At 69.9% G+C, this 23,077-nt stretch carries 20 protein-coding genes and 1 other RNA gene; 7 read left to right on the top strand and 14 right to left on the bottom strand.

The window, feature by feature from the left end; translation table 11 throughout:
- Positions 1 to 63: 63 nt before the first annotated feature.
- The gene (locus tag NBY65_RS04075; protein ID WP_250265633.1) at positions 64 to 3,666 is read left to right on the top strand and encodes a hydantoinase B/oxoprolinase family protein; all 3,603 of its coding nucleotides are present in this window, start codon (positions 64 to 66) and stop codon (positions 3,664 to 3,666) included.
- Complete coding sequence (locus NBY65_RS04070; protein ID WP_162530420.1) at positions 3,666 to 6,578, top strand: AsmA family protein; 2,913 nt, start codon at positions 3,666 to 3,668, stop codon at positions 6,576 to 6,578. Before NBY65_RS04075 ends, NBY65_RS04070 begins: the two co-directional genes overlap by 1 nt.
- Positions 6,579 to 6,702: 124 nt before the next feature.
- Here NBY65_RS04070 and NBY65_RS04065 read toward each other — a convergent pair whose 3' ends face one another.
- From NBY65_RS04065 to NBY65_RS04010, 12 genes are all read right to left on the bottom strand, one after another.
- A complete protein-coding gene (locus NBY65_RS04065; RefSeq protein WP_408895628.1) occupies positions 6,703 to 7,626 on the bottom strand; it encodes an IS110 family RNA-guided transposase in 924 nt (307 codons plus the stop codon).
- Between the two features lie 235 nt (positions 7,627 to 7,861).
- Positions 7,862 to 8,023 (bottom strand): hypothetical protein, encoded by a 162-nt coding sequence (locus NBY65_RS04060; RefSeq protein ID WP_162530744.1) that lies wholly within the window; start codon positions 8,021 to 8,023, stop codon positions 7,862 to 7,864.
- 107 nt (positions 8,024 to 8,130) lie between these two features.
- Positions 8,131 to 8,346, bottom strand: a complete 216-nt coding sequence (locus NBY65_RS04055; RefSeq protein ID WP_150043116.1) for a ribbon-helix-helix domain-containing protein — start codon at positions 8,344 to 8,346, stop codon at positions 8,131 to 8,133.
- Positions 8,346 to 9,749, bottom strand: coding sequence for a class II fumarate hydratase (locus NBY65_RS04050; RefSeq protein WP_456313011.1), 1,404 nt, complete (start codon positions 9,747 to 9,749; stop codon positions 8,346 to 8,348). Before NBY65_RS04050 ends, NBY65_RS04055 begins: the two co-directional genes overlap by 1 nt.
- On the bottom strand, positions 9,746 to 10,813 hold the full coding sequence (gene queG / locus NBY65_RS04045; RefSeq protein ID WP_150043118.1) for a tRNA epoxyqueuosine(34) reductase QueG: 1,068 nt from the start codon (positions 10,811 to 10,813) through the stop codon (positions 9,746 to 9,748). The genes NBY65_RS04050 and queG overlap by 4 nt, the downstream gene beginning before the upstream one ends.
- Positions 10,800 to 11,261: a preQ(1) synthase gene (gene queF, locus NBY65_RS04040; RefSeq protein ID WP_150043119.1), complete on the bottom strand. Its 462-nt coding sequence runs from the start codon at positions 11,259 to 11,261 to the stop codon at positions 10,800 to 10,802. Before queF ends, queG begins: the two co-directional genes overlap by 14 nt.
- Complete coding sequence (gene tgt, locus NBY65_RS04035) at positions 11,258 to 12,379, bottom strand: tRNA guanosine(34) transglycosylase Tgt (RefSeq protein ID WP_150043120.1); 1,122 nt, start codon at positions 12,377 to 12,379, stop codon at positions 11,258 to 11,260. Before tgt ends, queF begins: the two co-directional genes overlap by 4 nt.
- Positions 12,376 to 13,407 carry a tRNA preQ1(34) S-adenosylmethionine ribosyltransferase-isomerase QueA gene (queA, locus tag NBY65_RS04030; RefSeq protein ID WP_150043121.1) on the bottom strand — a complete coding sequence of 344 codons (1,032 nt, stop codon included), beginning with the start codon at positions 13,405 to 13,407 and terminating at the stop codon, positions 12,376 to 12,378. Before queA ends, tgt begins: the two co-directional genes overlap by 4 nt.
- Complete coding sequence (locus NBY65_RS04025; RefSeq protein ID WP_250265632.1) at positions 13,407 to 13,964, bottom strand: VUT family protein; 558 nt, start codon at positions 13,962 to 13,964, stop codon at positions 13,407 to 13,409. The genes queA and NBY65_RS04025 overlap by 1 nt, the downstream gene beginning before the upstream one ends.
- Positions 13,965 to 14,078: 114 nt before the next feature.
- The gene (locus tag NBY65_RS04020) at positions 14,079 to 14,480 is read right to left on the bottom strand and encodes a VOC family protein (RefSeq protein ID WP_150043122.1); all 402 of its coding nucleotides are present in this window, start codon (positions 14,478 to 14,480) and stop codon (positions 14,079 to 14,081) included.
- A 96-nt stretch (positions 14,481 to 14,576) separates the two neighbouring features.
- Positions 14,577 to 16,223 carry a fumarate hydratase gene (locus NBY65_RS04015; RefSeq protein WP_150043123.1) on the bottom strand — a complete coding sequence of 549 codons (1,647 nt, stop codon included), beginning with the start codon at positions 16,221 to 16,223 and terminating at the stop codon, positions 14,577 to 14,579.
- Positions 16,224 to 16,239: 16 nt separating this feature from the next.
- The gene (locus tag NBY65_RS04010) at positions 16,240 to 16,779 is read right to left on the bottom strand and encodes an SspB family protein (RefSeq protein ID WP_150043124.1); all 540 of its coding nucleotides are present in this window, start codon (positions 16,777 to 16,779) and stop codon (positions 16,240 to 16,242) included.
- Positions 16,780 to 16,951: 172 nt separating this feature from the next.
- On the opposite strand from NBY65_RS04010, the gene NBY65_RS04005 reads away from it, so the two are divergent.
- Both NBY65_RS04005 and NBY65_RS04000 read left to right on the top strand, forming a co-directional pair.
- Positions 16,952 to 17,359 (top strand): YsnF/AvaK domain-containing protein, encoded by a 408-nt coding sequence (locus tag NBY65_RS04005; RefSeq protein ID WP_150043125.1) that lies wholly within the window; start codon positions 16,952 to 16,954, stop codon positions 17,357 to 17,359.
- Positions 17,352 to 18,386 (top strand): YsnF/AvaK domain-containing protein, encoded by a 1,035-nt coding sequence (locus tag NBY65_RS04000; RefSeq protein ID WP_150043126.1) that lies wholly within the window; start codon positions 17,352 to 17,354, stop codon positions 18,384 to 18,386. Before NBY65_RS04005 ends, NBY65_RS04000 begins: the two co-directional genes overlap by 8 nt.
- Before the next feature lie 78 nt (positions 18,387 to 18,464).
- Here NBY65_RS04000 and ssrA read toward each other — a convergent pair.
- Positions 18,465 to 18,780: a transfer-messenger RNA gene (gene ssrA, locus NBY65_RS03995) on the bottom strand.
- Between the two features lie 7 nt (positions 18,781 to 18,787).
- Between ssrA and thyX the strand changes: the two genes are divergently transcribed.
- The 3 genes from thyX (at position 18,788) to NBY65_RS03980 (ending at position 21,790) form a co-directional block, all read left to right on the top strand.
- Entirely contained in the window at positions 18,788 to 19,726 is a 939-nt protein-coding gene (gene thyX, locus NBY65_RS03990) for an FAD-dependent thymidylate synthase (protein WP_150043164.1), read from the top strand.
- A 241-nt stretch (positions 19,727 to 19,967) separates the two neighbouring features.
- Positions 19,968 to 20,111, top strand: coding sequence for a hypothetical protein (locus NBY65_RS03985; protein ID WP_162530745.1), 144 nt, complete (start codon positions 19,968 to 19,970; stop codon positions 20,109 to 20,111).
- 182 nt (positions 20,112 to 20,293) lie between these two features.
- Positions 20,294 to 21,790 (top strand): carotenoid oxygenase family protein, encoded by a 1,497-nt coding sequence (locus tag NBY65_RS03980; RefSeq protein ID WP_150043127.1) that lies wholly within the window; start codon positions 20,294 to 20,296, stop codon positions 21,788 to 21,790.
- Positions 21,791 to 21,902: 112 nt separating this feature from the next.
- Here the strand turns inward: NBY65_RS03980 and NBY65_RS03975 are convergent, their stop codons facing one another.
- A complete protein-coding gene (locus NBY65_RS03975; RefSeq protein WP_150043128.1) occupies positions 21,903 to 23,018 on the bottom strand; it encodes an Mrp/NBP35 family ATP-binding protein in 1,116 nt (371 codons plus the stop codon).
- Positions 23,019 to 23,077: the final 59 nt, after the last annotated feature.

The raw sequence follows: 23,077 nt of genomic DNA, 5'->3' as shown, positions 1-23,077 counted from the left end.
AATCCCCATTCTTGACCGTCAGCCGAAACGACCCTCCTGCATTACGTTTGCATCGGACCTCCCATGGCAGCCTGGCAATTCTGGATCGACCGCGGCGGCACCTTCACCGACATCGTCGCCCGCGACCCGCAGGGCCGGCTGTCCACCCACAAGTTGCTCTCGGAGAACCCGGGCCGGTATCGCGACGCCGCCCTGGCCGGGATCCGCGCCGTGCTGGGCCTGGCGCCCGATGCCCCGATCCCGCCCGGTGCGATCGAGGCGGTGAAGATGGGCACCACCGTCGCCACCAACGCGCTGCTCGAGCGCAAGGGCGAGCGCACACTGCTGGTGGTGAACCGCGGCTTCGCCGACGCGCTGCGCATCGGCAACCAGGCGCGTCCCCGCCTGTTCGACCTGCGCATCACCCTGCCCGGACTGCTTTACGAGGCGGTGGTGGAAATCCCCGGCCGCGTCGATGCCGGGGGGACGGAGCTGGAGGCCCTGGACGAAGACGCCGCCCGGACGGAATTCGCCGCCGCCCGGGCCCGCGGCATCGAGGCGGTCGCCATCGTGCTGATGCATGCCTGGAAGCACCCCGCGCACGAGCGGCGCCTCGCCGCGCTGGCGCGCGAGGCCGGCTTCGCCCAGGTCTCGGCCAGCCACGAGGTCAGCCCGCTGCTGCGGCTGGTGCCGCGCGGCGACACCACGGTGGTGGATGCCTATCTCTCGCCGATCCTGCGCCGCTACGTGGATCAGGTGGCGTCCGAGCTGGACGGGGTGCGGCTCTATTTCATGCAGTCCAATGGCGGGCTGGCCGAGGCGCATCGCTTCCAGGGCAAAGACGCCATCCTGTCCGGGCCGGCGGGGGGCATCGTCGGCGCCGCCCGTACCGCTGCCATGGCCGGGCTCGACCGCATCATCGGCTTCGACATGGGCGGCACCTCGACCGACGTGGCGCTCTATGCCGGCGGTTTCGAGCGCGCCTTCGAGACCGAGGTCGCCGGCGTGCGCATGCGCGCGCCGATGATGGCGATCAACACGGTCGCGGCGGGCGGCGGCTCGATCCTGCATTTCGACGGGGCCCGGTTCCGGGTCGGCCCGGATTCCGCCGGTGCCGATCCTGGTCCCGCCTGTTACCGCCGTGGCGGCCCGCTGACCGTCACCGACGCCAATCTCTGCGTGGGCAAGATCCAGCCCGCGCATTTCCCGGCGATCTTCGGCCCGGAGGGGAACGCGCCGCTGGATGACGCGGCGGTGCGGGAGGGCTTTTCCCGCCTTGCCGCCGAGATCGCCGCCGCCACCGGCACGCCGCGTGACCCGCGCGACGTCGCCGAGGGCTTCCTGCGCATCGCGGTCGCCAACATGGCCAACGCCATCAAGCAGGTATCGGTGCAGAAGGGGCACGACGCCACCCGCTTCGCCCTGCAATGCTTCGGCGGCGCCGGCGGCCAGCATGCCTGCCTGGTCGCCGACGAGCTGGGCATGACCACGGTGTTCATCCATCCCTTCGCCGGCGTGCTGTCGGCCTATGGCATGGGGCTCGCCGACCAGACGGCGATGCGCGAGCAGGCGGTGGAGTGCCCGCTCTCGGCCGAGGCGATGCCCGGGCTGGAGGCGCTGGCGGCGCGGCTGGCCGGGGAGGCGGCGCAGGCGCTGCGTGCCCAGGGCGCCGATCCCGCCCGCATCACCGTCGCCTGCCGCCTGCATGTCCGCTACGCCGGCACCGAGGCGGCGCTGGTGGTCGATCTCGCCCCGGCCGGGGCAGTCGAGACCGCGTTCACCGCGGCACATCGCGCCCGGTTCGGCTTCGCCACGCCCGGCCGCGGGCTGGTGGTGGAAGCGGTGGCGGTGGAAGCGACCGCCGCCGGCGAACCGGTGATCGAGGCGACCATTCCCGCCCGCGCCGGCGGCGCCCCGGCGCCGATCGACCAGGTGGAGATGTGGAGCGGCGGCCGCGCCCACCCGACCCCGGTGTTCGAGCGCACGGAGCTGCGCGCGGGCGACCATGTCGCCGGCCCCGCGCTGATCCGCGAGGCCAATGCCACCACCGTGGTCGAGCCCGGCTGGACCGCCGAGGTCACCGAACGCGACCACATGCTGCTGCGGCGCACCGAGGCGCGGCAGATCCGCATCGCCGCGGGCACCGACCGTGCCGACCCGGTGCTGCTGGAGCTGTTCAACAACCTGTTCATGAACGTCGCCGAGCAGACCGGGGCGGTGCTGCAGAACACCTCGCAGAGCGTCAACATCAAGGAGCGCCTGGATTTCTCCTGCGCCATCTTCGACGCCGGCGGCGGGCTGGTCGCCAATGCGCCGCACGTGCCGGTGCATCTCGGCGCCATGGGCGAGAGCGTGCGCACCGTCATCGCCCGCCGCGGCGCAACCCTGGCTCCGAGCGACGTGGTCGCGTTGAACAATCCCTATAATGGCGGCACCCACCTGCCCGACATCACCGTCATCACCCCGGTGTTCGACGCGGCGGGGCGGGAGATCCTGTTCTTCGTCGGCAGCCGCGGCCACCACGCCGATATCGGCGGCATCACCCCGGGCTCCACGCCGCCCGCGTCACGCACGCTGGAGGAAGAGGGCGTGGTGATCGACGATTTCCTGCTGGTCTCGCGCGGGCAGTTCCGCGAAGCGGAATTCCGCGCGCTGCTGGCCGGGGCGCGCTGGCCGGCGCGCAGCCCGGACGTGAACGTGGCCGACATCAAGGCGCAGGTCGCGGCCAACGAGAAGGGCGTCGCCGAGCTGCGTCGCGTCGTCGCCCAGTACGGCTGGGAGGTGGTGCGCGCCTATATGCGCCACGTCATGGACAATGCCGAGGAGAGCGTCCGCCGGGTGATCGACCGCATCGGCGACGGCGCTTTCCGCTATGTCATGGACAACGGCGCGCCGCTCTGCGTGCGGGTCGCGGTCGACCGGGCCGCGCGCAGCGCGCTGGTCGACTTCACCGGCACCGGCCCGCAGAACCCGGGCAACTTCAACGCCCCGCCGGCGGTGACGCGCGCCGCCGTGCTCTATGTCTTCCGCTGCCTCGTCGGCGACGACATCCCGCTCAACGATGGCTGCCTGGTGCCGATCACCATCCACATCCCGCCCGGCACCTTCCTCTCGCCCGCGCCGGGGGCGGCGGTGGTCGCCGGCAACACCGAGGTCAGCCAGGCCACCTGCAACGCGCTGTTCGGTGCGCTCGGCGCGCTCGCCTGCAGCCAGGGCACCATGAACAACTTTCTCTTCGGCGACGCGACGCGCCAGTACTACGAGACCATCTGCGGCGGCACCGGCGCGGGGCCGGGCTTCGACGGGACCAGCGCGGTGCAGACCCACATGACCAATACCCGCATGACCGATCCCGAGGTGCTGGAGCTGCGCTACCCGGTGCTGGTCGAGGAATTCGCCATTCGCCGCGGCTCCGGTGGGGCCGGGCGCTGGCGCGGCGGCGACGGCGCACGCCGGCGCCTGCGCTTCCGCGAGAAGATGACCGCGGTGATCGTCGCCTCCCGCCGCGCCGTCGCCCCGTTCGGGCTGGCAGGCGGCGCCGACGGGACCGCCGGCCGGCAATGGGTGGAGCGGGCCGGCGGCGGCGTCCAGGTGCTGGCCGGCACCGACCGGGTCGAGTTGGGCGCGGGCGATGCCATCGTCATCGAGACGCCGGGTGGTGGCGGCTACGGCCCCGCGGCGGGCTAGTGCGCGCGCTGCGCCTCCTGCTGGGCGGCTTCGCGCTGCTGCTGCTCCTGGCGGTGGCGGCGGTCTGGCTGTTGCCGCCGCTGCTGGATTGGGACCGTTACCGCGACTCGATCGCCACCCTGGCCTCCGAGCAACTCGGGCGCGACGTGCGCATCGCCGGTCCCATCAGCCTGGCGCTGTTGCCGACACCGCAACTGACCGCCGCCGGGGTCAGCGTCACCGAGGGCGGTGACGGCATCACCATCCGCGCCGATCAGTTGAACCTGCGCGTCGGGCTGGCGGCGCTGGCCGCGGGACGGATCGATGCCCGGGAACTGGTGCTGCGTGGCGCGGAGATGCGGGTGCCCTGGCCGCTGCAGCCGGTGCAGATCTCCGCCGCTGCCCCGGAGTGGTTCGCCACCACCTCGGTGCAGATCGAGGATGGGCAGCTCGTGGTCGGCCGGGTGGCGATCACCGGCATTCGCGCCCGCCTGACCACGGATGCCTTCACCGGCAGCTACACCGCCGCCGGCAACGGCCAGATCTCGGGACGGCCCTGGCACTTCACCGGCCGGCTGACCCGCGCCGGCGACGACGGGGCGGCCGGGCTCGACATCACCGTCGACGGGCATGGCCCGGTGCAGGACACCGGCGCCACGCTGACCGGCCAGTTGCACCCCGACGGCAGCTTCGTCGGCCGCATCGCCGGGCGCGGTCCGGACCTGTCGCAATTGCTGCCGGCGCCGGCGGTGCCGTTCCGCGCCGAGGGACGGGTCAGCATCTCGGGCGGTCTCGCCGCGGCCGACGATCTCGTGGGAGAGATCGGCGGGTCGGCGGCCAAGGGCGCGGTCGCGTTGCGGGTGCTGCCGCAGTTGCGGCTGGATGTCGCGCTGGCCGCCAACCGGCTCGATCTCGATGGCTGGGCCCCGGCACTGCTGCGCGGCCGCGCGCCGGCCTTTCCCACCGGCATCGACCTCTCGGCCGAGGCGGCGCAACTGGCCGGCGGCACCTTGCGGCGGCTGCGCGGCGCCTTCGACATCGAGGGCGGCACGGTAGCGGTGCGCGAGTTGAAGATGGTGCTGCCCGGAGATGCGGCCCTCGCCGTCACCGGGCAGGTACTGCCGCGCGAGGGCGGGGCGCAGGTGCCGCGCTTCGAAGGCGATGTGACGCTGTCCGCGCCGGCCTTGCGCACCACCTTCGCCTGGCTCGACGCCGCCGGCGTCGCTCCGTTCTCCGCGCTGCCGCCCGGCGTGCTGCGCAGCGCCGAGATGGCCGGCCATGCGGTGCTGCAGCCCGGCCAACTGGCGCTGTCGCGACTGGACGGCACGCTGGACGGCATTCGCGTGAGCGGCCTGCTCGGCCTGCGCACCGGCGAGCGGCCGGGGCTCGCGGCGACGCTGCGCATGGATCGGTGCGATCTGGATCCGTGGCTGCCCGCCGCCCTGCCGCCGCTTGCCGGTATTCCCGCGCGGCTCGCCCGCATGGATGCCGATCTGCGGCTGACCGCGCAGCAGGCTTTCCTGCGTGGCACCGCCTTCGGTCCGGTGGCACTGGATGCCGCGGTCGAGGGCGGTGCGTTGACGTTGCGCCGTCTCGACGTGACTGCCTCGGACATGCGCGCCACCCTGTCCGGCGCCCTGCGGGAAGGCGGGCGGATCGCTGACGGCCGGCTCGACCTGCAGGCGCCGTCGGCCGCGCCGCTGGCCGGGCTGTTGCCGCCGGCGCTGGCCCCGCTGGCCCGGGCGCGCACGTTCTGGCTGGCGCCGCTGATGCTGCAGGCGACCGCCTCCGGCGCGCCCGAGGCGCTCGGCCTGCGCATCTCCGGCGAGCTCGGCGACCTGCGGCTGGAGGCACAGCCGACGCTCGACCTGTCGGGGCGCAGTGCCGCGGGGGTGTTGACGCTGCGCCATCCGGGGGCGCCGCGGCTTTTGGAATCACTGGGGATCGGCGGCACCGCGTCCTGGCTTGGCGATGGCTCGCTCGGGCTGGTGGCGCGGCTGTCGGGGCAATTCGCCGTCGGCCGTCCGGCGCGATGGGCGGCGGACAGTTTCGATCTCTCCGCCGGCGGGCTGCATGCGAACGGCACGCTGGCCCTGGAAGCCGACGGCACGGCGCCGCCATTGCTGAGCGGGCGGATCGTCGCCGAGACCTTGCCGCTGCCGGTGCCGCATCCCCGGTCGCCGGAGCCGTTGCCGATCGCTGCCCTGGCCGGCTGGCGCGCCAATCTGCGGCTGGAAGCGGGGCGGGTGCTCGACGGGCTCACCCCGGTGCTGGAACAGGCCGCGGCCACGCTGTCCCTGGCCGAGGGGAAGCTGCGTCTCGAGGGCGGCACGGCGCGGCTCGATGGCGGGACGCTCGGGGGCAGTGCCAGCCTCGATGTCGGGGGGACGGTGCCGGCGCTGGCCGTGCAGGCCACCCTGACCGGCGCGACGGTGGATGGGCCGTTGTTCGGCCTGCCGGTCGATCTGGTCACCGGCCGGGTCGATGCCGGCCTGTCGCTGGAGGCGTCCGGCTATTCCCCCGCGGCCTTGCTGGCAACCTTGTCCGGCGAGGCGAGGGTGACGGCGATGGACGGCACGCTGACCGGGTTCTCGCTGGCCAGTGCCACTGGCGGCCTGCCGGAGGCGGCGCTGCGGACGGCGTTGTCGGGCGGCACCACCGCGTTCACGCGGCTCGATCTGGCCTTGCGGGCCCGGCGTGGCGTTATGGAAGTCACCGAGGCGCGGATGACCGGGGCCTCCGGGGCGGTGACCCTGGGTGGCAGTGTCGACCTGGGCGGCAGCACCGCTGACCTGCGTTTCGGCCTGCTGCCGGCGGTGGCGGATCCGCCCGTGGTTGGCTTGCGCCTGAACGGTCCGCTCGATCAGTTGAAGCGTTCGGCGGAGATGGCGGCGGTGGTCCGCTGGCGCGCCGAGCACGCCGCGCGGCCTTGATTGCGGAGCGTTGCGATGGCGGATGGCGCTGCGCTTATCCGCCCTACACGTGCCGTGCCGCGCAGCGCGAATTGGGGTGCAGGGGTCCCCTGACCCCTGCTGGGTCCAGCGACTGTCTTGCGTGTCAAGCGGCTTGCCACGGTTGCTGGTCCCGGATGATGGCATTGAGGATTGTGAGAAGTTTGCGCATGCAGGCGACGAGGGCGACCATGTGTGCTTTGCCCGCGGCGATCAGACGCTCGTAGACCGACTTGAGGATGGGGTTGCGGCGTGTGGCGACCCAGGCAGCCATGAAGAGGGCGGAGCGCACCACGGTGCGTCCGCCGCGAATGCTGCGTTTGCCGCGATGGGTTCCGCTGTCGTGGTTGAACGGAGCGAGGCCGGCGAGAGCGGAGATATGTCGTCGGTCGAGCGTCCCCAGTTCAGGGAGTTCGGCCAGCAGGGTGCGGGCGGTTGTCTTGCCAACGCCTGGCACCGAGTCGAGCAACGCCTCATTGCGTGACCACACGTCACTCTCGCGAATGGCGCTATCAAGATCCGTATCGATGTCAGTGAGTTCCTGCTGTAACCAGGCGAGGTGGGCGTTGATGCCGCGCTGCAGCTTGCGGGCGGTGGCCTGCTTGAGGCGCATGCTTTCGGCGGAGATCATGTCGATGATCTGGCGGCGCCGCGCGGCGATCTCGCCCAACATCTGGGTTGCGGCATCCGGCAACGGCCGCAACTCTGGACGGATACGTTCGGCGAAGCGGGCGATCACCGCGGCATCGAGCTGATCGGTCTTGGCCAGCCGGCCGCAGGCGCGAGCGAAGTCGCGGATCTGGCGGGGATTGACCGCCAGCACCGGCAGGCCAGCGCCAGCCAGAGTGGCCAGCACCACCTTTTCGTATCCTCCGGTCGCCTCCAGAATGATCAGCGCAGGCGACAAGCCCTGCAGCCGATCGCGTAAATCATCCAGGCCGGCACCGTCCCGATCGACACGAAAACTGGTCGCCGCCGGTAGCACATGCACATCAAGATGCTTCTTGGCAACGTCGATGCCAACAAACATCGATTGCTCTTGAGCCGTCTGGTCCATCACCCGTCCTTGCGTATGCGGGATCGACTTGCGCCGTCCCTGGCGACTGTTCGGGCTTACGGACATAGCCGCGGAAGGGGCACCGTGCTGGACCACGGGCTCGATCACCCCAGGGCAAGGCGGGCTCCCTTCCGCTCCCGAGCGCGTTACCCTACGCGCTCGGGTGCCTGTTGAGATACAAGGGCGAAGCCCTGGCCTTTCCTGACGCTTATGCTTCCGCCCGCTGTTCATCGAATACCTCGTGCGCGAGGTGCAGCAGGTGCTCGGCGGTGATGGCGAAGCCGGCGCGGTCGGCGTCCTGTGCCAGGGCCAGCAGGCGATCGCAGAGCACCAGGGGGCTGGGGGGCGGCGGCGTGACGAGCTGGCGCATGATCAGGGATCCCTGGCTTCAGTCGGATGAAACGATACGATGTCGAGCCTTTGCCTCGGCGGCATTACCGTTTCGAACCGATTTGATCGCGTTTGGTTTCCACACTCTTAATGCGATTGCAGCAGCGCGTGTACACGTAACGCGGAGGCAAGGGGGCGCTCCGGTCCTCGTGATGCGTCCACTTCGGCGACCAGCGCCGACAGGGTGATCGCCCGCGTGCCTGCCAGCGCGATCAGCGCGTCCCAGAATTCCTGCTCCAACGCGACGCTGGTGCGATGGCCGGCGAGGGTGAAGCTGCGTTTGACCAGCACGCCGACGGCCATCAGGCGCCACCTTCCAGGTTCGCCCCCGGCTGGACCATTTCTTCGGGCCTGACCCAGAGGTCGAATTCCTCGGGCGTCACGAAGCCCAGCTTTGCTGCCGCTTCTTTCAGCGTGATGTTTTCCGCCAGCGCCATCTTGCCGATCCGTACCGCCTTGTCGTAGCCGATCCGCGGGTTCAACGCGGTGACCAGCATCAGCGATTTCGCCAGGTTCTCGGCGATGCGCTCGTGATTGGGTTCGAGCCGCGCCACCATGTTGTGCGCGAAGCTTTCGGCGGCATCGCCGAGCAGCCGCGCCGAGCCCAGCACGTTGTGAATGATCAGCGGCTTGAAGACGTTGAGCTCGAGGAAGCTCTGTGCCGCGCCCATGGTCACGGCGACATGGTTGCCGATGACCTGGGCGCAGACCATGGTCAGGGCCTCGCTCTGGGTCGGGTTGGTCTTGCCCGGCATGATCGAGGAGGACAGGCCGTCTGCCGGGATGATCAGTTCCGACAGCCCCGCGCGCGGTCCGGAGCCGAGCAGGCGGATGTCGTTGCCGAGCTTGTTCAGCGACACCGCGATCACATTCAGCATGCCGGACAGCTCGACGAAGGCGTCGTGCGCGCCCATGCCCTCGAACTTGTTGGGGCTGGGCGTGAAGGGGAGTCCGGTCAGGGCCGCGAGGCGGTCGCAGAAGACGCGGTCGAACTCGGGATGGCGGTTGAGCCCGGTGCCGACCGCGGTGCCGCCCTGCGGCAGCGGCAGCAGCCGGGGCATCACGTCGCGCAGCCGCGCCATGCCAAGCTCGACCTGCCGGGCCCAGGCGGCGAATTCCTGGCCGAGCGTGACCGGCACCGCGTCCATCATGTGGGTGCGCCCCACCTTGACGATGCTCTCCCATGCCGCGGCGCGGATGGCGAGGGCGTGGTGCAGCGTTTCCAGCCGCGGCAGCAACGCCTGCACCGCCTCGGCGGCAGCGATGTGCATGGCGGTGGGGAAGGAATCGTTGGAGGACTGGCCGCGATTGACGTGATCGTTGGGATGCACCGGCCGGCGCGTGCCCTTCGGCTGGCCGAGGGCGGCGTTGGCGCGGTTGGCGATCACCTCGTTGGCGTTCATGTTGGTCTGGGTGCCGGAGCCGGTCTGCCAGACCGGCAGGGGGAACTCGGCATCCAGCCGGCCCGCCGCGATCTCGGCGGCGGCGGCGGCGATCGGGCGGGCGATCTCTTCCGGCAACTCCCCCAGTGCGAGATTGGCCTCGGCGGCGGCCTGCTTCTGCAGCCCGACCGCGCGGATCAGGCCACGTGGGAAGCGTTCCTCGCCGATCCGGAACAGGCGCCGGGCGCGCTCGGTCTGGGGGCCCCACCAGCGGTCGTCGTCGATCTCGATGCTGCCGAGGCTGTCGGTTTCCGTTCGGGTCATGGGCATCCTCCCCCTGCGGCGTGCAAACGCGCCAGTGCCCAGGCGGCTGCGTCGGCTACCACAGGGTCCGGATCGGCGAGCCGGGCGGCCGCGGCGGGGATCAGCGCGGCATCGCCGGCATTTCCGATGGCGATGAGGACATTGCGCAGGAAGCGGCCATGGCCGATGCGCTTGACCGGGGAACCGGCGAAGCGGGCGCGGAACCCGGCATCGTCCAATGCGGCGAGTTCGGCGAGCGGCGGGGCGAGCAGGTCCGGCCGGGCCTGCAGCTTCGCCTCGCGCGTGGCGGTGGCGAAGCGGTTCCACGGGCAGGCGGCCAGGCAGTCGTCGCAGCCATAGATGCGGTTGCCCATTGCCGGCCGCAGTGCCTCGGGGATCGGCCCGGGATGCTCGATGGTCAGGTAGGAGAGGCAGCGTGTCGCATCGAGTTGGTACGGCGCCGGGAAGGCGCCGGTGGGGCAGGCGGCGAGGCAGCGCGTGCAATTGCCGCAGCGATCCGCGTGTGGCGGATCGGGCGGGATTGCCAGGGTGGTGTAGACCTCGCCCAGGAACAGCCAGGAGCCATGGCGGCGCGAGACGAGGTTGGTGTGCTTGCCCTGCCAGCCGAGTCCGGCCTGCTGGCCCAGCGGCTTTTCCATCACCGGGGCGGTGTCCACGAACACCTTCACCTCGGGCCCGTAGCGGGAGACCAGGAACTGCCCGAGATGCTTGAGTCGTCCCTTCACGATGTCGTGGTAATCGCGATGGCGGGCATAGACCGAGACATTCCCCCGGTCGGGGCGGCCGAGCGTGGCACGCGGGTCCTCGGCCGGTGCATAGGACAGGCCGAGGCAGATCACTGTGCGCGCCTCCGGCCACAGCGCCTGCGGGTGGCTGCGCTGCCCGGTCCGTTCGGCCAGCCAGCCCATGGCCCCGTGCCGGCCGGCCTGCAGGAATTCCAGCAACCGTGCCCGGGCCTCGGGGCCGAGGGAGGCGGGAGCGAAGCCGACCGCGTCGAAGCCCAGCGCGAGCGCCTTCGCCCGGATCGCGGCGGCGGTTACCGGGACGCTGTCATCCGCGCCCACGATACGGGGCCACGCCCTGGTCGGGCACCCATACTCCCGCGGGCGGGGCGCCGGTCTGCCAGAATACGTCGATCGGGATGCCGCCGCGCGGGAACCAGTAGCCGCCGATGCGCAGCCACAGCGGGTCCAGCAGCGCCACCAGACGCTGCGCGATGTCCATCGTACAGGCCTCGTGGAAGGCGCCGTGATTGCGGAAGGACGCCAGATAGAGCTTCAGCGACTTGCTCTCGACGATCCAGCCATCCGGCACGTAGTCGATGACGATGTGCGCGAAATCCGGCTGGCCGGTGATCGGGCACAGCGAGGTGAATTCCGGGCAGGTGAAGCGGACCAGATAGGCGGTGCCGGCATGCGGGTTCGGCACGCGCTCCAGCACCGCCTGTTCCGGCGTCGCCGGCTGGGCGCTGGCATGGCCGAGCTGGGTGAGGCCCTGGTAGGTTTCGCTCATCGCGGGTCGTCGCCCGCCGCCCAGCGCGCCCGCACCGCCTGGGCATGCGCCGCCAGGCCCCCGGCCAGGATGGCCTTGCGCATCCCCCGCATCAGGTCCTGGTAATACTGGATATTGTGCCAGGTCAGCAGCATCGGCCCGAGCATCTCCTCGCAGCGGAACAGGTGGTGGAGATAGGCACGCGCATGGCGCGTGCACAGCGGGCAGCCGCAATCGGGGTCGAGCGGGCGGGGATCGTCGGCGAAGCGGGCGTTGCGCAGGTTGAACACGCCGCGCGAGGTGAAGGCGCGCGCGGTGCGCCCCGCCCGCGTCGGCATGACGCAATCGAACATGTCGATGCCCCGCGCGACCGCGCCCAGCAGGTCGTCGGGCGTGCCCACCCCCATCAGGTAGCGCGGCCGGTCGGCGGGCAGGGCGGGGGCGGTGTAGTCCAGCACCTCGAACATCGTCTCCTGGCCCTCGCCGACGGCGAGCCCGCCGACCGCGTAGCCCTCGAAGCCGATCGCGGTCAGCGCCGCCACCGAAGCCAGGCGCAGGTCACGATAGACGCTGCCCTGGACGATGCCGAACAGGCCGTAGCCCGGCCGGGGGACGAAGGCGGTGCGCGACCGCGCGGCCCAGCGCATCGACATCTCCATCGAGCGCCGGGCTTCCTCCTCGGTCGCCGGGTGTGGGGTGCATTCGTCCAGCACCATGGTGATGGTGGCGTCCAGCTTGTGCTGGATATCGACCGAGCTTTCCGGGGTCAGGCGATACGGGGTGCCGTCGATATGCGAGCGGAAGGTGACGCCGTCCGCATCCAGCTTGCGCAGCCCGGCCAGCGACATGACCTGGAAGCCGCCGGAATCGGTCAGGATCGGGGCGGGCCAGTCCATCATCCGGTGCAGCCCGCCCAGCGCCGCCACCCGCTCCGCGCCGGGGCGCAGCATCAGGTGATAGGTATTGCCCAGGATCAGCCGGGCGCCGGTGGACCGGACAGCGTCGGCCGTCATCGCTTTCACCGTGCCGGCGGTGCCGACCGGCATGAACACCGGGGTCTCGACCGCGCCATGCGCGGTCTGCAGCACGCCGGCGCGGGCCGCGCCGTCGGTGGCGGTGGCAGTCCAGGACAGGCTCATGCGCGTTCCAGCAGGGTGGCGTCGCCGTAGGAATAGAAGCGGTAGCCCGAGGCGATGGCATGGGCATAGGCGGCGCGCATGCGTTCGGTGCCGGCAAAGGCGCAGACCAGCATGAACAGCGTCGAGCGCGGCAGGTGGAAATTGCTCATCAGCAGCTCCGCCGAGCGGAAGCGGTGGCCCGGGCGGATGAAGATGTCGGTCTCGCCGGCGAAGGGACGCAGCGTGCCGGACTCGTCGGTGGCGCTTTCCAGCAGCCGCAGCGTGGTGGTGCCCACGGCGACGATGCGCCCGCCCGCCGCCCGCGCGGCGTTGACCGCGGCGGCGACCCCGGCGCTGACCTCGCCCCGCTCGGCATGCAGCCGGTGCGCGTCGATGTTTTCCTCCCGCAACGGCAGGAAGGTGCCGGCGCCGACATGCAGGGTCAGCGTGACGCGACGCACCCCCGCCGCTTCCAGGCCGGCGAGCAGGGCCGGGGTGAAATGCAGGCCCGCCGTGGGGGCCGCGACCGCCCCTTCCCGGGCGGCGAAGATGGTCTGGTAATCCTGGGCATCCTGCGGGCCGGGGCCATCGGGACGGGCGATGTAGGGCGGCAGCGCCAGCGCCCCGGTCGCGCGCAGCGCGGCGGTGAAGGCCTCGCCCTCCAGGTTGAAGCGCAGCGCCACGCCGCCGTCCGGGTCACGCCGCTCGACGCGGGCCACCAAAGGCGCGGCGAAATCCACCGTGTCGCCCGGCCGCAGCCGTCGCGCATTGCGCGCCAGCGCGTGCCAGGTGCCGTCGGCCAGCGGCCGGTCCAGCGTGATGCCGACCCGCGCCGCCCCGCGCCGTCCTTCCAACTGGGCCGGGATCACCCGCGTGTCGTTGGCCACCAGGATGTCACCCGCCCGCAGCAGCCCCGGCAGGTCACGCACCTGCCGGTCCTGCCAGCCGGCGCCTCCCACCTGCAGCAGCCGCGCCGCGTCGCGCGGGCGGGCCGGATGCTGGGCGATGCGCTCGGGCGGCAGCGCGAAATCGAAATCGGCGGCACGCATCACGCAGGCTGCGGCCCCAGCCGCCGCGCCAGCCGCACCAGCGGCACGCTGATCGCCACCGCCCAGGCCTTGCCGATCACCTGACCGGCCAGGAAATCCAGGCTGCCGAAGGCAACGGAGAGGAACACCACCGAATCGACCACCAGCCCCGCCAGGGACGAAGCGACCACCGCCAGCACCAGCCCACGCCGCTGCAACGGCGTGTAGACGGCGAAATCCGTCAGCTCGCTGAGCAGGAACGCCAGGCCGGACGCCAGCACCACATGCGGATCAGCCAGCGCCACCGACGCCACGCTGCCGGCCAGCACCGCACCGAGACCCCAGCCAGTGCCCAGGCAACGCTGCACCATGTCGCGCAGGACCAGGGCGAAACCGATGATCAGCACGCCCGAGGGCGCCATCAGCCCTGGCGCCACCGGGACAAGACACGGCCCCTGCGGCAGGCAAACCAGGCCAACATGCCCGATCATCCAATTGGCGAGCGGGATACAGGCCAGGAACAGCACGAAAGCCACCAGGCCAATGCGGGTGGCCGGCAGCACGCGGCGAGGGGGCACGAAAAACACCGAGGTTCCTAATGTACGACCAGTCGGGGCGTTGCCCCGAACCCGACCAGGAGGCTTCGCCTCCTGGACCTCCACCAAGGGCCAAAAGGCCCTTGGATCCCGGTTTCAGCCTCGCAGATAGCTGGCGATTTCCACCAGGTTGCCGTCAGGGTCACGGCAATAGACCGAGGTCATGGGACCGAGCGCGCCCTGCCGTTCCACCGGGCCGAACTCGACGACAACGCCACACGTGTGCAGGTGATCCACCACGTCGGCACTGGCGACGGCAGTGACGAAGCACAGGTCGTTCGCCCCCGCGACCGGGGCGCGCGCGGTGATCCAGGCATGCGCATCGGCTTCGACCGGCCGCAGGTTGATCTTCTGGCCGCCGAACTTCAGCGCCGTCCGGTTCTCGCGCCCGAAGGTCTCTACTTCCATGCCCAGCACGCGCTGATACCAGGACGCCGCGATCTCGACGTCCTTTACGTTCAGTACGAGATGGTCCAGCCGGTCCACGCAGAAACGCATTCCTTCACTCCAGCCCGCCAGAAACAATGCCGCCCGTGTAGCCGGAACCCCGGTCCGGCGGAACAAAGGAAAACGGGCGGCGCCATCCCGGCGCCTTCAATCGAGCCCGTCGTAGAAATCGTTGCCCTTGTCATCGATCACGATGAAGGCCGGGAAATCCTCGACCTCGATGCGCCAGACCGCCTCCATGCCGAGTTCCGGGTATTCCAGCACCTCGACCTTGCGGATGCAGTCCTGCGCCAGCCGCGCGGCCGGGCCGCCGACACTGCCAAGGTAGAAGCCGCCATGGGCCTTGCAGGCATCCTTCACCGCCTTGCTGCGGTTGCCCTTGGCCAGCATGACGAAGCTGCCGCCGGCCTGCTGGAACTCCGCGACATAGCTGTCCATGCGCCCGGCAGTGGTCGGGCCGAAGCTGCCGGTCGGCATGCCCTTCGGCGTCTTGGCCGGGCCGGCATAGTACACCGGATGGTCCTTGATGTACTGGGGCAGGCCGCCCCCGGCGTCGAGCCGCTCCTTCAGCTTCGCATGGGCGATATCACGTGCCACCACCATGGTGCCGGACAGCGACAGCCGGGTCTTGACCGGGTATTGCGACAACTGCCGCCGGATCTCCTCCATCGGGCGGTTCAGGTCCACCCGCACCACCTCGCCGCCCAGGATGTCCTGGGTCATTTCCGGCAGGTACTGCGCCGGATCGGTCTCGAGCTGCTCGAGGAACACGCCTTCCGGGGTGATCTTGGCCTTGATCTGGCGGTCGGCGCTGCAGGAGACGCCGATGCCGATCGGCAGGCTGGCGCCATGGCGCGGCAGCCGCACCACGCGCACGTCGTGGCAGAAATACTTGCCGCCGAACTGCGCACCGATACCCAGGGCGCGGGTCAGCTCCAGCACCTTCTGCTCCATCTCGGTGTCGCGGAAGGCGTGGCCGGTCTTGCTGCCCTCCGTCGGCAGGGTGTCGAGCCACTTGGTGGAGGCCAGCTTGACGGTCTTGAGCGTGGTCTCGGCGCTGGTGCCGCCGATCACGATCGCCAGGTGGTAGGGCGGACAGGCCGAGGTGCCGAGCGTGCGGATCTTGGTTTCCAGGAATTTCAGCAGCTTCTCCGGGCTGAGCACCGCCCGGGTTTCCTGGAACAGGAAGGTCTTGTTGGCGCTGCCGCCGCCCTTGGCGACGAACATCAGGTGGAATTCGTCGGCGTGATGCTCGCCGGGGGCGGCGTAGATGTCGAACTGCACCGGCAGGTTGGTGCCGGTGTTGACTTCCTCGAACATCGACAGCGGCGCCATCTGCGAATAGCGCAGGTTGGTCTCGGTGTAGGTGCGGTGCACGCCCAGGCTGAGCGCCTCTTCCTCGTCGCCCTCCACCCAGACGCGCTGGCCCTTCTTGCCGAACACGATGGCGGTGCCGGTGTCCTGGCACATCGGCAGCACCCCGCCGGCGGCGATGGCGGCGTTCTTGAGCAGGTCGAGCGCCACGAACCGGTCGTTGGCCGAGGCTTCGTTGTCCGACAGGATCGCCCGCAACTGCGCCAGATGGGCCGGCCGGAGCAGGTGGGAGACGTCGTGGAACGCCTGGAAGGCCAGCTCCGACAGCGCCTCCGGGGCCACTTTCAGCACCTTGCGCCCGTCGCAGGTGAGGGTGGTGACGCCGGCGACGTCGAGCTTGCGCCAGGGGGTGGCATCCGGCCCGAGCGGGAAGAGGGGGGCGTACTGGAAGTTGGACGGCCTCGCCAGCGGGGCGTTCATCGGCGGATCTCCCGAATCAGCTTTCTTTGGGCGGCGTGCGGCGGCGGAAGGCGTCCAGGCTGACGACCTGCGGCGTCGCCGGCGGCTCTTCCGGGGCTGCTTCCGGCGCGGCTTCGGCCTGCGGCTCGGCGGGGGCGGCGGGTTCCGGCTCCGGCAGCTCGGTGGCATGGAAGCGCAGGCCGAAGCGGACTTCCGGATCGGCGAAGGCGGTGATGGCGGCAAGCGGGATGCGCAGCGTCGCCGGCACCCCGCCGAAGGACAGCCCGACGGTCATCAGCCCGTCCGGCTCGTCGACCGCGAGGTCCCAGAACTGGTGCTGCAGGACAATGGTCATTTCCTGCGGGTACTGCGCCTTCAACCGCGCCGGAATGGCGACGCGCGGATGGTCGGTGCGGAATGTCAGGTAGAAGTGGTGCCCGCCCGGCAGGCCGTTCACGGCCGCATACTGAAGGGCCCGCACCATCACCTGACGGAGGGCCTGTTCGGTCCACTCCTCGTAAGGAAGCAGGCTCTCCGGGCGCTGCTCCCCATCCTGCCCGGTCGGATCGTCATCCATAGGAATGCCTCACGCGTAAGGGGTTCCCATTAGCGAAAGGGGGCGGGCGGGGGAAGGGCGTGCTGTCCGCCGCCGTTGCGCGGGCGTGAACACGTGCAGTTCAACACCCAAAGAACAACACCCCGCCTGCGGGGGCGTTCGCTCTGGTGACCGCAGGGAGGCAGCAAGCACCATGCCTGGTGACGAGGAGATACTGCCCCTTGCCGCCGAGGAGGTGCGGATAACCACCCGCACCATAGAGACGGGACGGGTGCGCGTCGACATCAATACCGTCCCGCACACCGAGCAGGTCACGGTGAACCTGGCCGAAACCCGGGCTTCGGTCGAGCACGTGCCGGTTGGGCGCTTCGTCGAGACGGCGCCGCCGACACGACAGGAGGGTGAGGTCACCATCATCCCGGTCCTCGAGGAAAGGGCGGTTGTGACGATTCGCCTCTATCTGCGGGAGGAGCTGCACGTACGCAGCCGCACCGTCCATCGCCTGCAGAGGCATGATGTCACGTTGCGCCGCCAGCAGGCCACGGTTGCCCGTACGGGCGCCAATACAGAAACGACGGAAGGAAGGAAGCGAGATGAGTGATCCCCTGATCGGACCAGGCGCAGGCGTTCCCGGCCTGCAGACCGGTTCCGTGGCCGGAACGGAAGCGGTGGACGGACCCCGTACGGGGGGGGCGGCCTGGCGGACATTGGCCTGCCTTTTCGCCACCCGTGCCCGTGCCGAGGAAGCGCGCCAGGCCCTGATCGATGCCGCAACCCCGGCCAGCGAGATCCGGATTACCTCCCAGGACGCTCCGGCCACCAGCAGCACGACCACCGAGAGCGGCGGCATCTGGGAGTCGCTCAAGCGGCTGTTCACCGGGGAGGATCTGGAAAGCTACCGCGAGGGCGTCAACCGCGGGCAAACCCTGCTCACGGTCCGCGTGCACAGCGAGGCCGATGCCGACCGGGTGGGATCCATCCTGGAGGGCTATGATCCGGTGGATCTCGATGAGCAGGAAACCGAATGGCGCTCGCATGGCTGGACCGGCCCGCACCCGGCCGCGGCGAGCGGGACGGCGGTTGCCTATGGCACGGCGGGTGAGCGTGACGACACGCTTGGTACCGGCACGGCCAAGCCGGCTGCCCCCTCGGTGGCCACCACCGCATCGGATCTGTCCGGCCGCGCCGCCGTCCCGCCCGGCCGGCGCGCCGAGGGCGAGGAGGTGATCCCGATCGTCGAGGAGCAGCTCGCGGTCGGCAAGCGCAACACCGGTCGTGGCTCGGTGCGGGTGCGCAGTTACGTTGTGGAAACGCCGGTGGAGGAGGATGTCCGCCTGCGGGAGGAGCGGGTGCAGGTCGAGCGCCGCCCGGTCAGCCGCGAGCTTGGTGCCGATTCCGCCGCCTTCCAGGACCGCACGGTCGAGATGACCGAATCCCGCGAGGAGGCGGTGGTGCAGAAGACCGCGCGGGTCACCGAGGAGGTGGTGGTGCGCAAGGATGTCGGGGAGCGTACCGAACATGTCTCCGACACGGTCCGGCACACCGAGGTCGAGGTGGACGACCAGACCACCAGCCCCCGTACGGCCGGGGAGGCGCCGCGCCCGCGGACCGACAAGCCACTGAAATAGCGGACTGACCGCACGTCGTGAGCTGACAGGGGGCTCCTTCCCGGACGGGGAGGGGCCTTTCCTGTGCGGGAAGGGAAGAGTTGGGGGGCTTCTGTTGCCCGGTGCCCCCCGGACCGCGCTTACCGCTTATGCAGCGGCAGCGAGCGCCACGTTGTCGTTGGCACTTGTGAATTGGCCCGATGACGGCGGAACCATGCCGGGCAAAAGATGGGTCTTTACCACGCGTGTCGATCCTGTTTCGCCCCCCTAGCCACGACTCGGGTTCACCGGGTCCATGGTGGAGGCGCCGGGCACTGCCCCCGGGTCCACAACGCTTATTCCACGCACCGTTTATCGCCATAGCCGGCAAGCCGGCAGGACGAATATAGGGTGGTGTGGCGCCGGATTGAAGGGTGAAACGGATGATTCTGACCGAACAGCAGCAGGCCGACATCGCGGCCCAGCGGGCGCAGGCCGCGCCCACGCGCCGCGCCACCGTGCCGGCACTCGAGGAGCTGCTGTACAGCCCGATCCCGGTGCTCGACCATGGCTTCGTGCGGGTGGTGGACTACATGGGCGATGACGGCGCCGTGGTGCAGGCCGCCCGTGTCTCCTACGGCCGCGGCACCCGCAAGGTGTCGGAGGACGCCGCGCTGATCCGCTACCTGATGCGCCACCGGCACACCACGCCCTTCGAGATGTGCGAGATCAAGTACCACGTGAAGCTGCCGATCTTCGTGGCGCGCCAGTGGATCCGCCATCGCACCGCGAACGTGAACGAGTATTCCGCCCGCTATTCGATCCTGGACCGGGAATTCTACATCCCGGCCCCCGAACAGCTCGCCGCCCAGTCCGCGGTCAACCGCCAGGGCCGCGGCGAGGTGCTCACCGGCGACGAGGCGGCCGAGGTGCTGGACATCCTGCGCAGCGACGCGGCCCGCTGCCATGACCATTACGTGGACATGCTCAACGAGGACGCGGCAGGCAACCCGGCCGATCCGGCGAAGCAGGGGCTGGCGCGCGAACTCGCCCGCATGAACCTGACCCTGAACACCTACACACAATGGTATTGGAAGACGGATCTGCACAACCTGTTGCATTTCCTCTCTTTGCGGGCTGACCCGCATGCCCAGTACGAGATCCGGGTCTATGCCGAGGCCATGCTGAAGACGGTCGAGGCCTGGGTGCCCGCCACCTTTGCCGCCTTCCGCGACTACCGGCTCGGCGCGGTCACCTTCTCCGCGGCGATGCTGGCGGTGGTGAAGCGCCTGCTGGCCGGCGAGGCCGTCGAGGCGGCCGGAAGCGGCTTGTCCAAACGCGAATGGGCGGAACTGATGGCGGCGCTCGGCCGGGAGGGCTGATCCCGGTCGTGTGATGGCCGCCGCCTTCGATAGTGGCGGCGGTTTTCGCCAAGGCAGGAAATCGAAACGGTTCTCGTGGGGTGATCTCACAAATATGTGAGACTTTTTCCGGGCAACACGCTAAGACGTGCCTGTTGACCCCAGCGATCGAGCCAATGAAATGCGCCCGTACTTGCTATGGCTGGATGAGCTTTCCGCTCGCCTTGATGAGGTAAATCGCCGCCGTCTTCTCATGGTTTCGATGGCGGGATTGACCTTGTTCGCCGGGACGACGGCGGCAGCGATCAGTGCGGGCGATCCGGCCGACATCGTTGCCGGGGTGATCCTGCTGCTGCTCTGTGCCGCCGGCTCGGCCATCGCCTGCAGCGCCCGCAACAAGTCCTGATCCCCGCTTCCGCCTGATATCGGCGGTCCGTTGTCCCGATCGTGACGGATGCCTGCGCATCCGTTGCGTGCCCACGGGTGCGGCGCCGCCTTGGCCCGATTGCCAGTGCACATCCGCGCGGTATTCCGATCCGTTGCGGTTGCGCCGCGTTGCTGCCGGCGACAGCAACAAAGGATCGAGCCATGAGCTTGCTTCGGCGCGCAATGCTGCGCGCCTCGGCCGAAACGGTGCGAAGCGGTGGGCTGTTGGCCCTGTATCTCGCCTTGCATGGTCATGCCTGGCCCAATCGCCTGCCCAATCCCTTTCTCAAAGGTGGGTTCGCCCCGGTCCGCGACGAACTGACCGTGGAGGCGCTGCCGGTGCGCGGCGAACTGCCGAAGGATCTCGCCGGGGTCTATCTGCGCAACGGGCCCAATCCGGAATTCAAGCCGCTTTCCTACACGTTCCCGTTCGACGGCGATGGCATGGTGCATGCCCTGGCCTTGCAGGAGGGCCGCGCCTCCTACCGCAACCGCTTCGTGCTCACCCCGGGGCTGCGGGCGGAGCAGCGTGCAGGCCGGGCGCTCTATGGCGGCATGCTGACGCCGAGATGGCCCGATCCGGCGCTGATCGGCCCGGATGGCGATCCCAGTCCCTTCAAGAACACCGCCAACACCAATGTCATCCACCATGGCGGCCGCACCCTGGCGCTGTGGGAAGGCGGGCTGCCGATCGAGCTTGGTCCCGATCTGCGGACCATCGGGCCATGCGACTTCAACGGGCAGGTGCGGACGGCCTTCACCGCCCATCCGCAGACCGATCCGCACACCGGCGAACTGCTTGCCTTCCGCTATGTGCCGACGCCTCCGTATCTTTTTCTGATCGTGATCGATCCCACCGGGCAGCACGCAAGGGAAATCCCGATCGATGTCGCGGCCCCCTTCATGGTGCATGATTTCACCGTCACGCCGCGCTACGCCATCTTCTTCCTCTGCCCCACCCTGATCGATCCGGCCAGCGCGATCAGGGGCCGGCGCCTGCTGTCCTGGGAACCCGAACGCGGCACCTGCATCGCCCTGGTGCCGCGTGACGGCTGCGGACCGGTGCGGTGGTTCCGGACCGATCCGTTCTTCGTTTTCCACTTCATGAACGCCTTCGAGCAGGCGGAGCGGATCGCCGTGGATTACGTGCAGCATGCCTCCTTCGGCGGCGGCATGAGCACGGCGATGCCATCGCTGTGGCGGATGGAACTCGATCCCGCCACCGGCCTGGCGCGGCGGAGCCAGCTCTGCGACCACATCGCCGAGTTCCCCCGCATCGACCGGCAGGTGGCGGGACGGCGCAACCGTTATGGCTGGATGCCTTTGGCGGGTCGGCATCGCGGGCCCGCCAGCACCTTCAGCGCGGTCGCCCGCTATGATTTCCTGCGCGGCGACGTGGCCGTGCACGATTTCGGCCAGGGCCAGGAAATGGGTGAGCCGGTGTTCATTCCCCGCCCCGGTGCGGATCCGTCCCGGCGGGCGGAGGGCGACGGCTGGATCGGTGCCTATGTCTACGATCTGGCCGCCGATGCCACGCGGTTCGTGTTGCTGGACGCGGTGGACATCGTCGCCCCGCCGCTGGCCGAGATCATGCTGCCGCGGCGGGTGCCGCACGGCTTCCACGGCAACTGGATCGAAGGCGCGGCCCTGGCGGCCTGATCACGGTGCCTGTCGAGGGCAAAAATGATGTTAAAAAGCGTATCCGTGTGGGTCGGAACCAGTCGGAATGAAACACCGGAGGCCGCCATGATGGCCCCCGGCGGCTGGTGAGTCAGCTCACGACGATCCGTGGTCCGGCGGCCTGCGTGCCAACGGGCAACTTCTGGCGCAGCCGCGCGGCGATCGCCGCGAAGGCCTGCGCCGCGGGACTTTCCGGTGCCGCGGCCACGATCGGCGTGCCGGCATCGGCCGTGGTGCGGATGTCGAGCAGCAGCGGCACCTCGCCGAGGAAGTCGATGCCCAGCCGCGCCGCTTCCTGCCGTGCCCCGCCATGGCCGAACAGCTCGGTGCGGTGATTGCAGTTCGGGCAGCAGAAATAGCTCATGTTCTCGACCAGCCCGAGCACGGGCACGCTGGTGCGTTCGAACATGCGCACGCCGCGCCTGGCATCGAGCAGGGCGATGTCCTGGGGCGTCGAGACGATGACGGCCCCGGCCAGCCGCACCCGCTGCGCCATGGTCAACTGCGCATCCCCGGTGCCCGGCGGCATGTCCACCACCATCACGTCGAGCGGGCCCCACGCCACCTGGCCCATCATCTGCTCGAGCGCGCCCATTACCATGGGGCCACGCCAGATCATCGGCGTTTCTTCCTCGACCAGGTAGCCGATCGACATGGTCGAGAGCCCCCAGGCAGGGATCGGCTTCATCAGATCGCCCTGCAGGTCGGGTTTGCGGCTGAGCCCCATCATGCGCGGCAGGCTCGGGCCATAGATGTCGGCATCGAGCAGCCCGACCCGGAGCCCCTGCTGCGCCAGCGCCACCGCGAGGTTCACCGCGACGGTGGACTTGCCCACGCCCCCCTTGCCGGAGGCCACGGCGACGATGGCGCCCACCTCGGGCAGCAGCATCGGGCGCTGGCCGGCGCCGTGCGCGTGCGCGCCCGCGGCCGGTTGGGTGGCGGGGCCGGATGGCGCGGCACGATGCGCCGTCAGCACCGCCGCGACATTGAGCACGCCCGGTTCGCGGGCGAGCAATTGCTCGATCTGCCGGCACACCGCCTCCATCGCCGCGGCGTGTGCCCGGTCGGTCAGCAGGGTCACCTGCACCAATCCCCCGCGGACCTGCACGCTCTCCACCAGCCCGGCGGAGACGATGTCGCGACCGGTTGCAGGATCACTGATCCGGCGCAGTGTTTCAGTGAGTGTTTCAGGGGTCGGTTCGGGCATCCGCTTGAAAACCTTCCGTAGCCGGTCAATATGCAGCCGCGCCATGGGCTCCCGATATG

Source organism: Rhodovastum atsumiense, assembly GCF_937425535.1.
In the GTDB taxonomy this organism is placed as follows: domain Bacteria; phylum Pseudomonadota; class Alphaproteobacteria; order Acetobacterales; family Acetobacteraceae; genus Rhodovastum; species Rhodovastum atsumiense.
The sequence above is the reverse complement of the archived record's forward strand: the minus strand, read 5'-3'. Positions and strand labels throughout refer to the sequence as shown.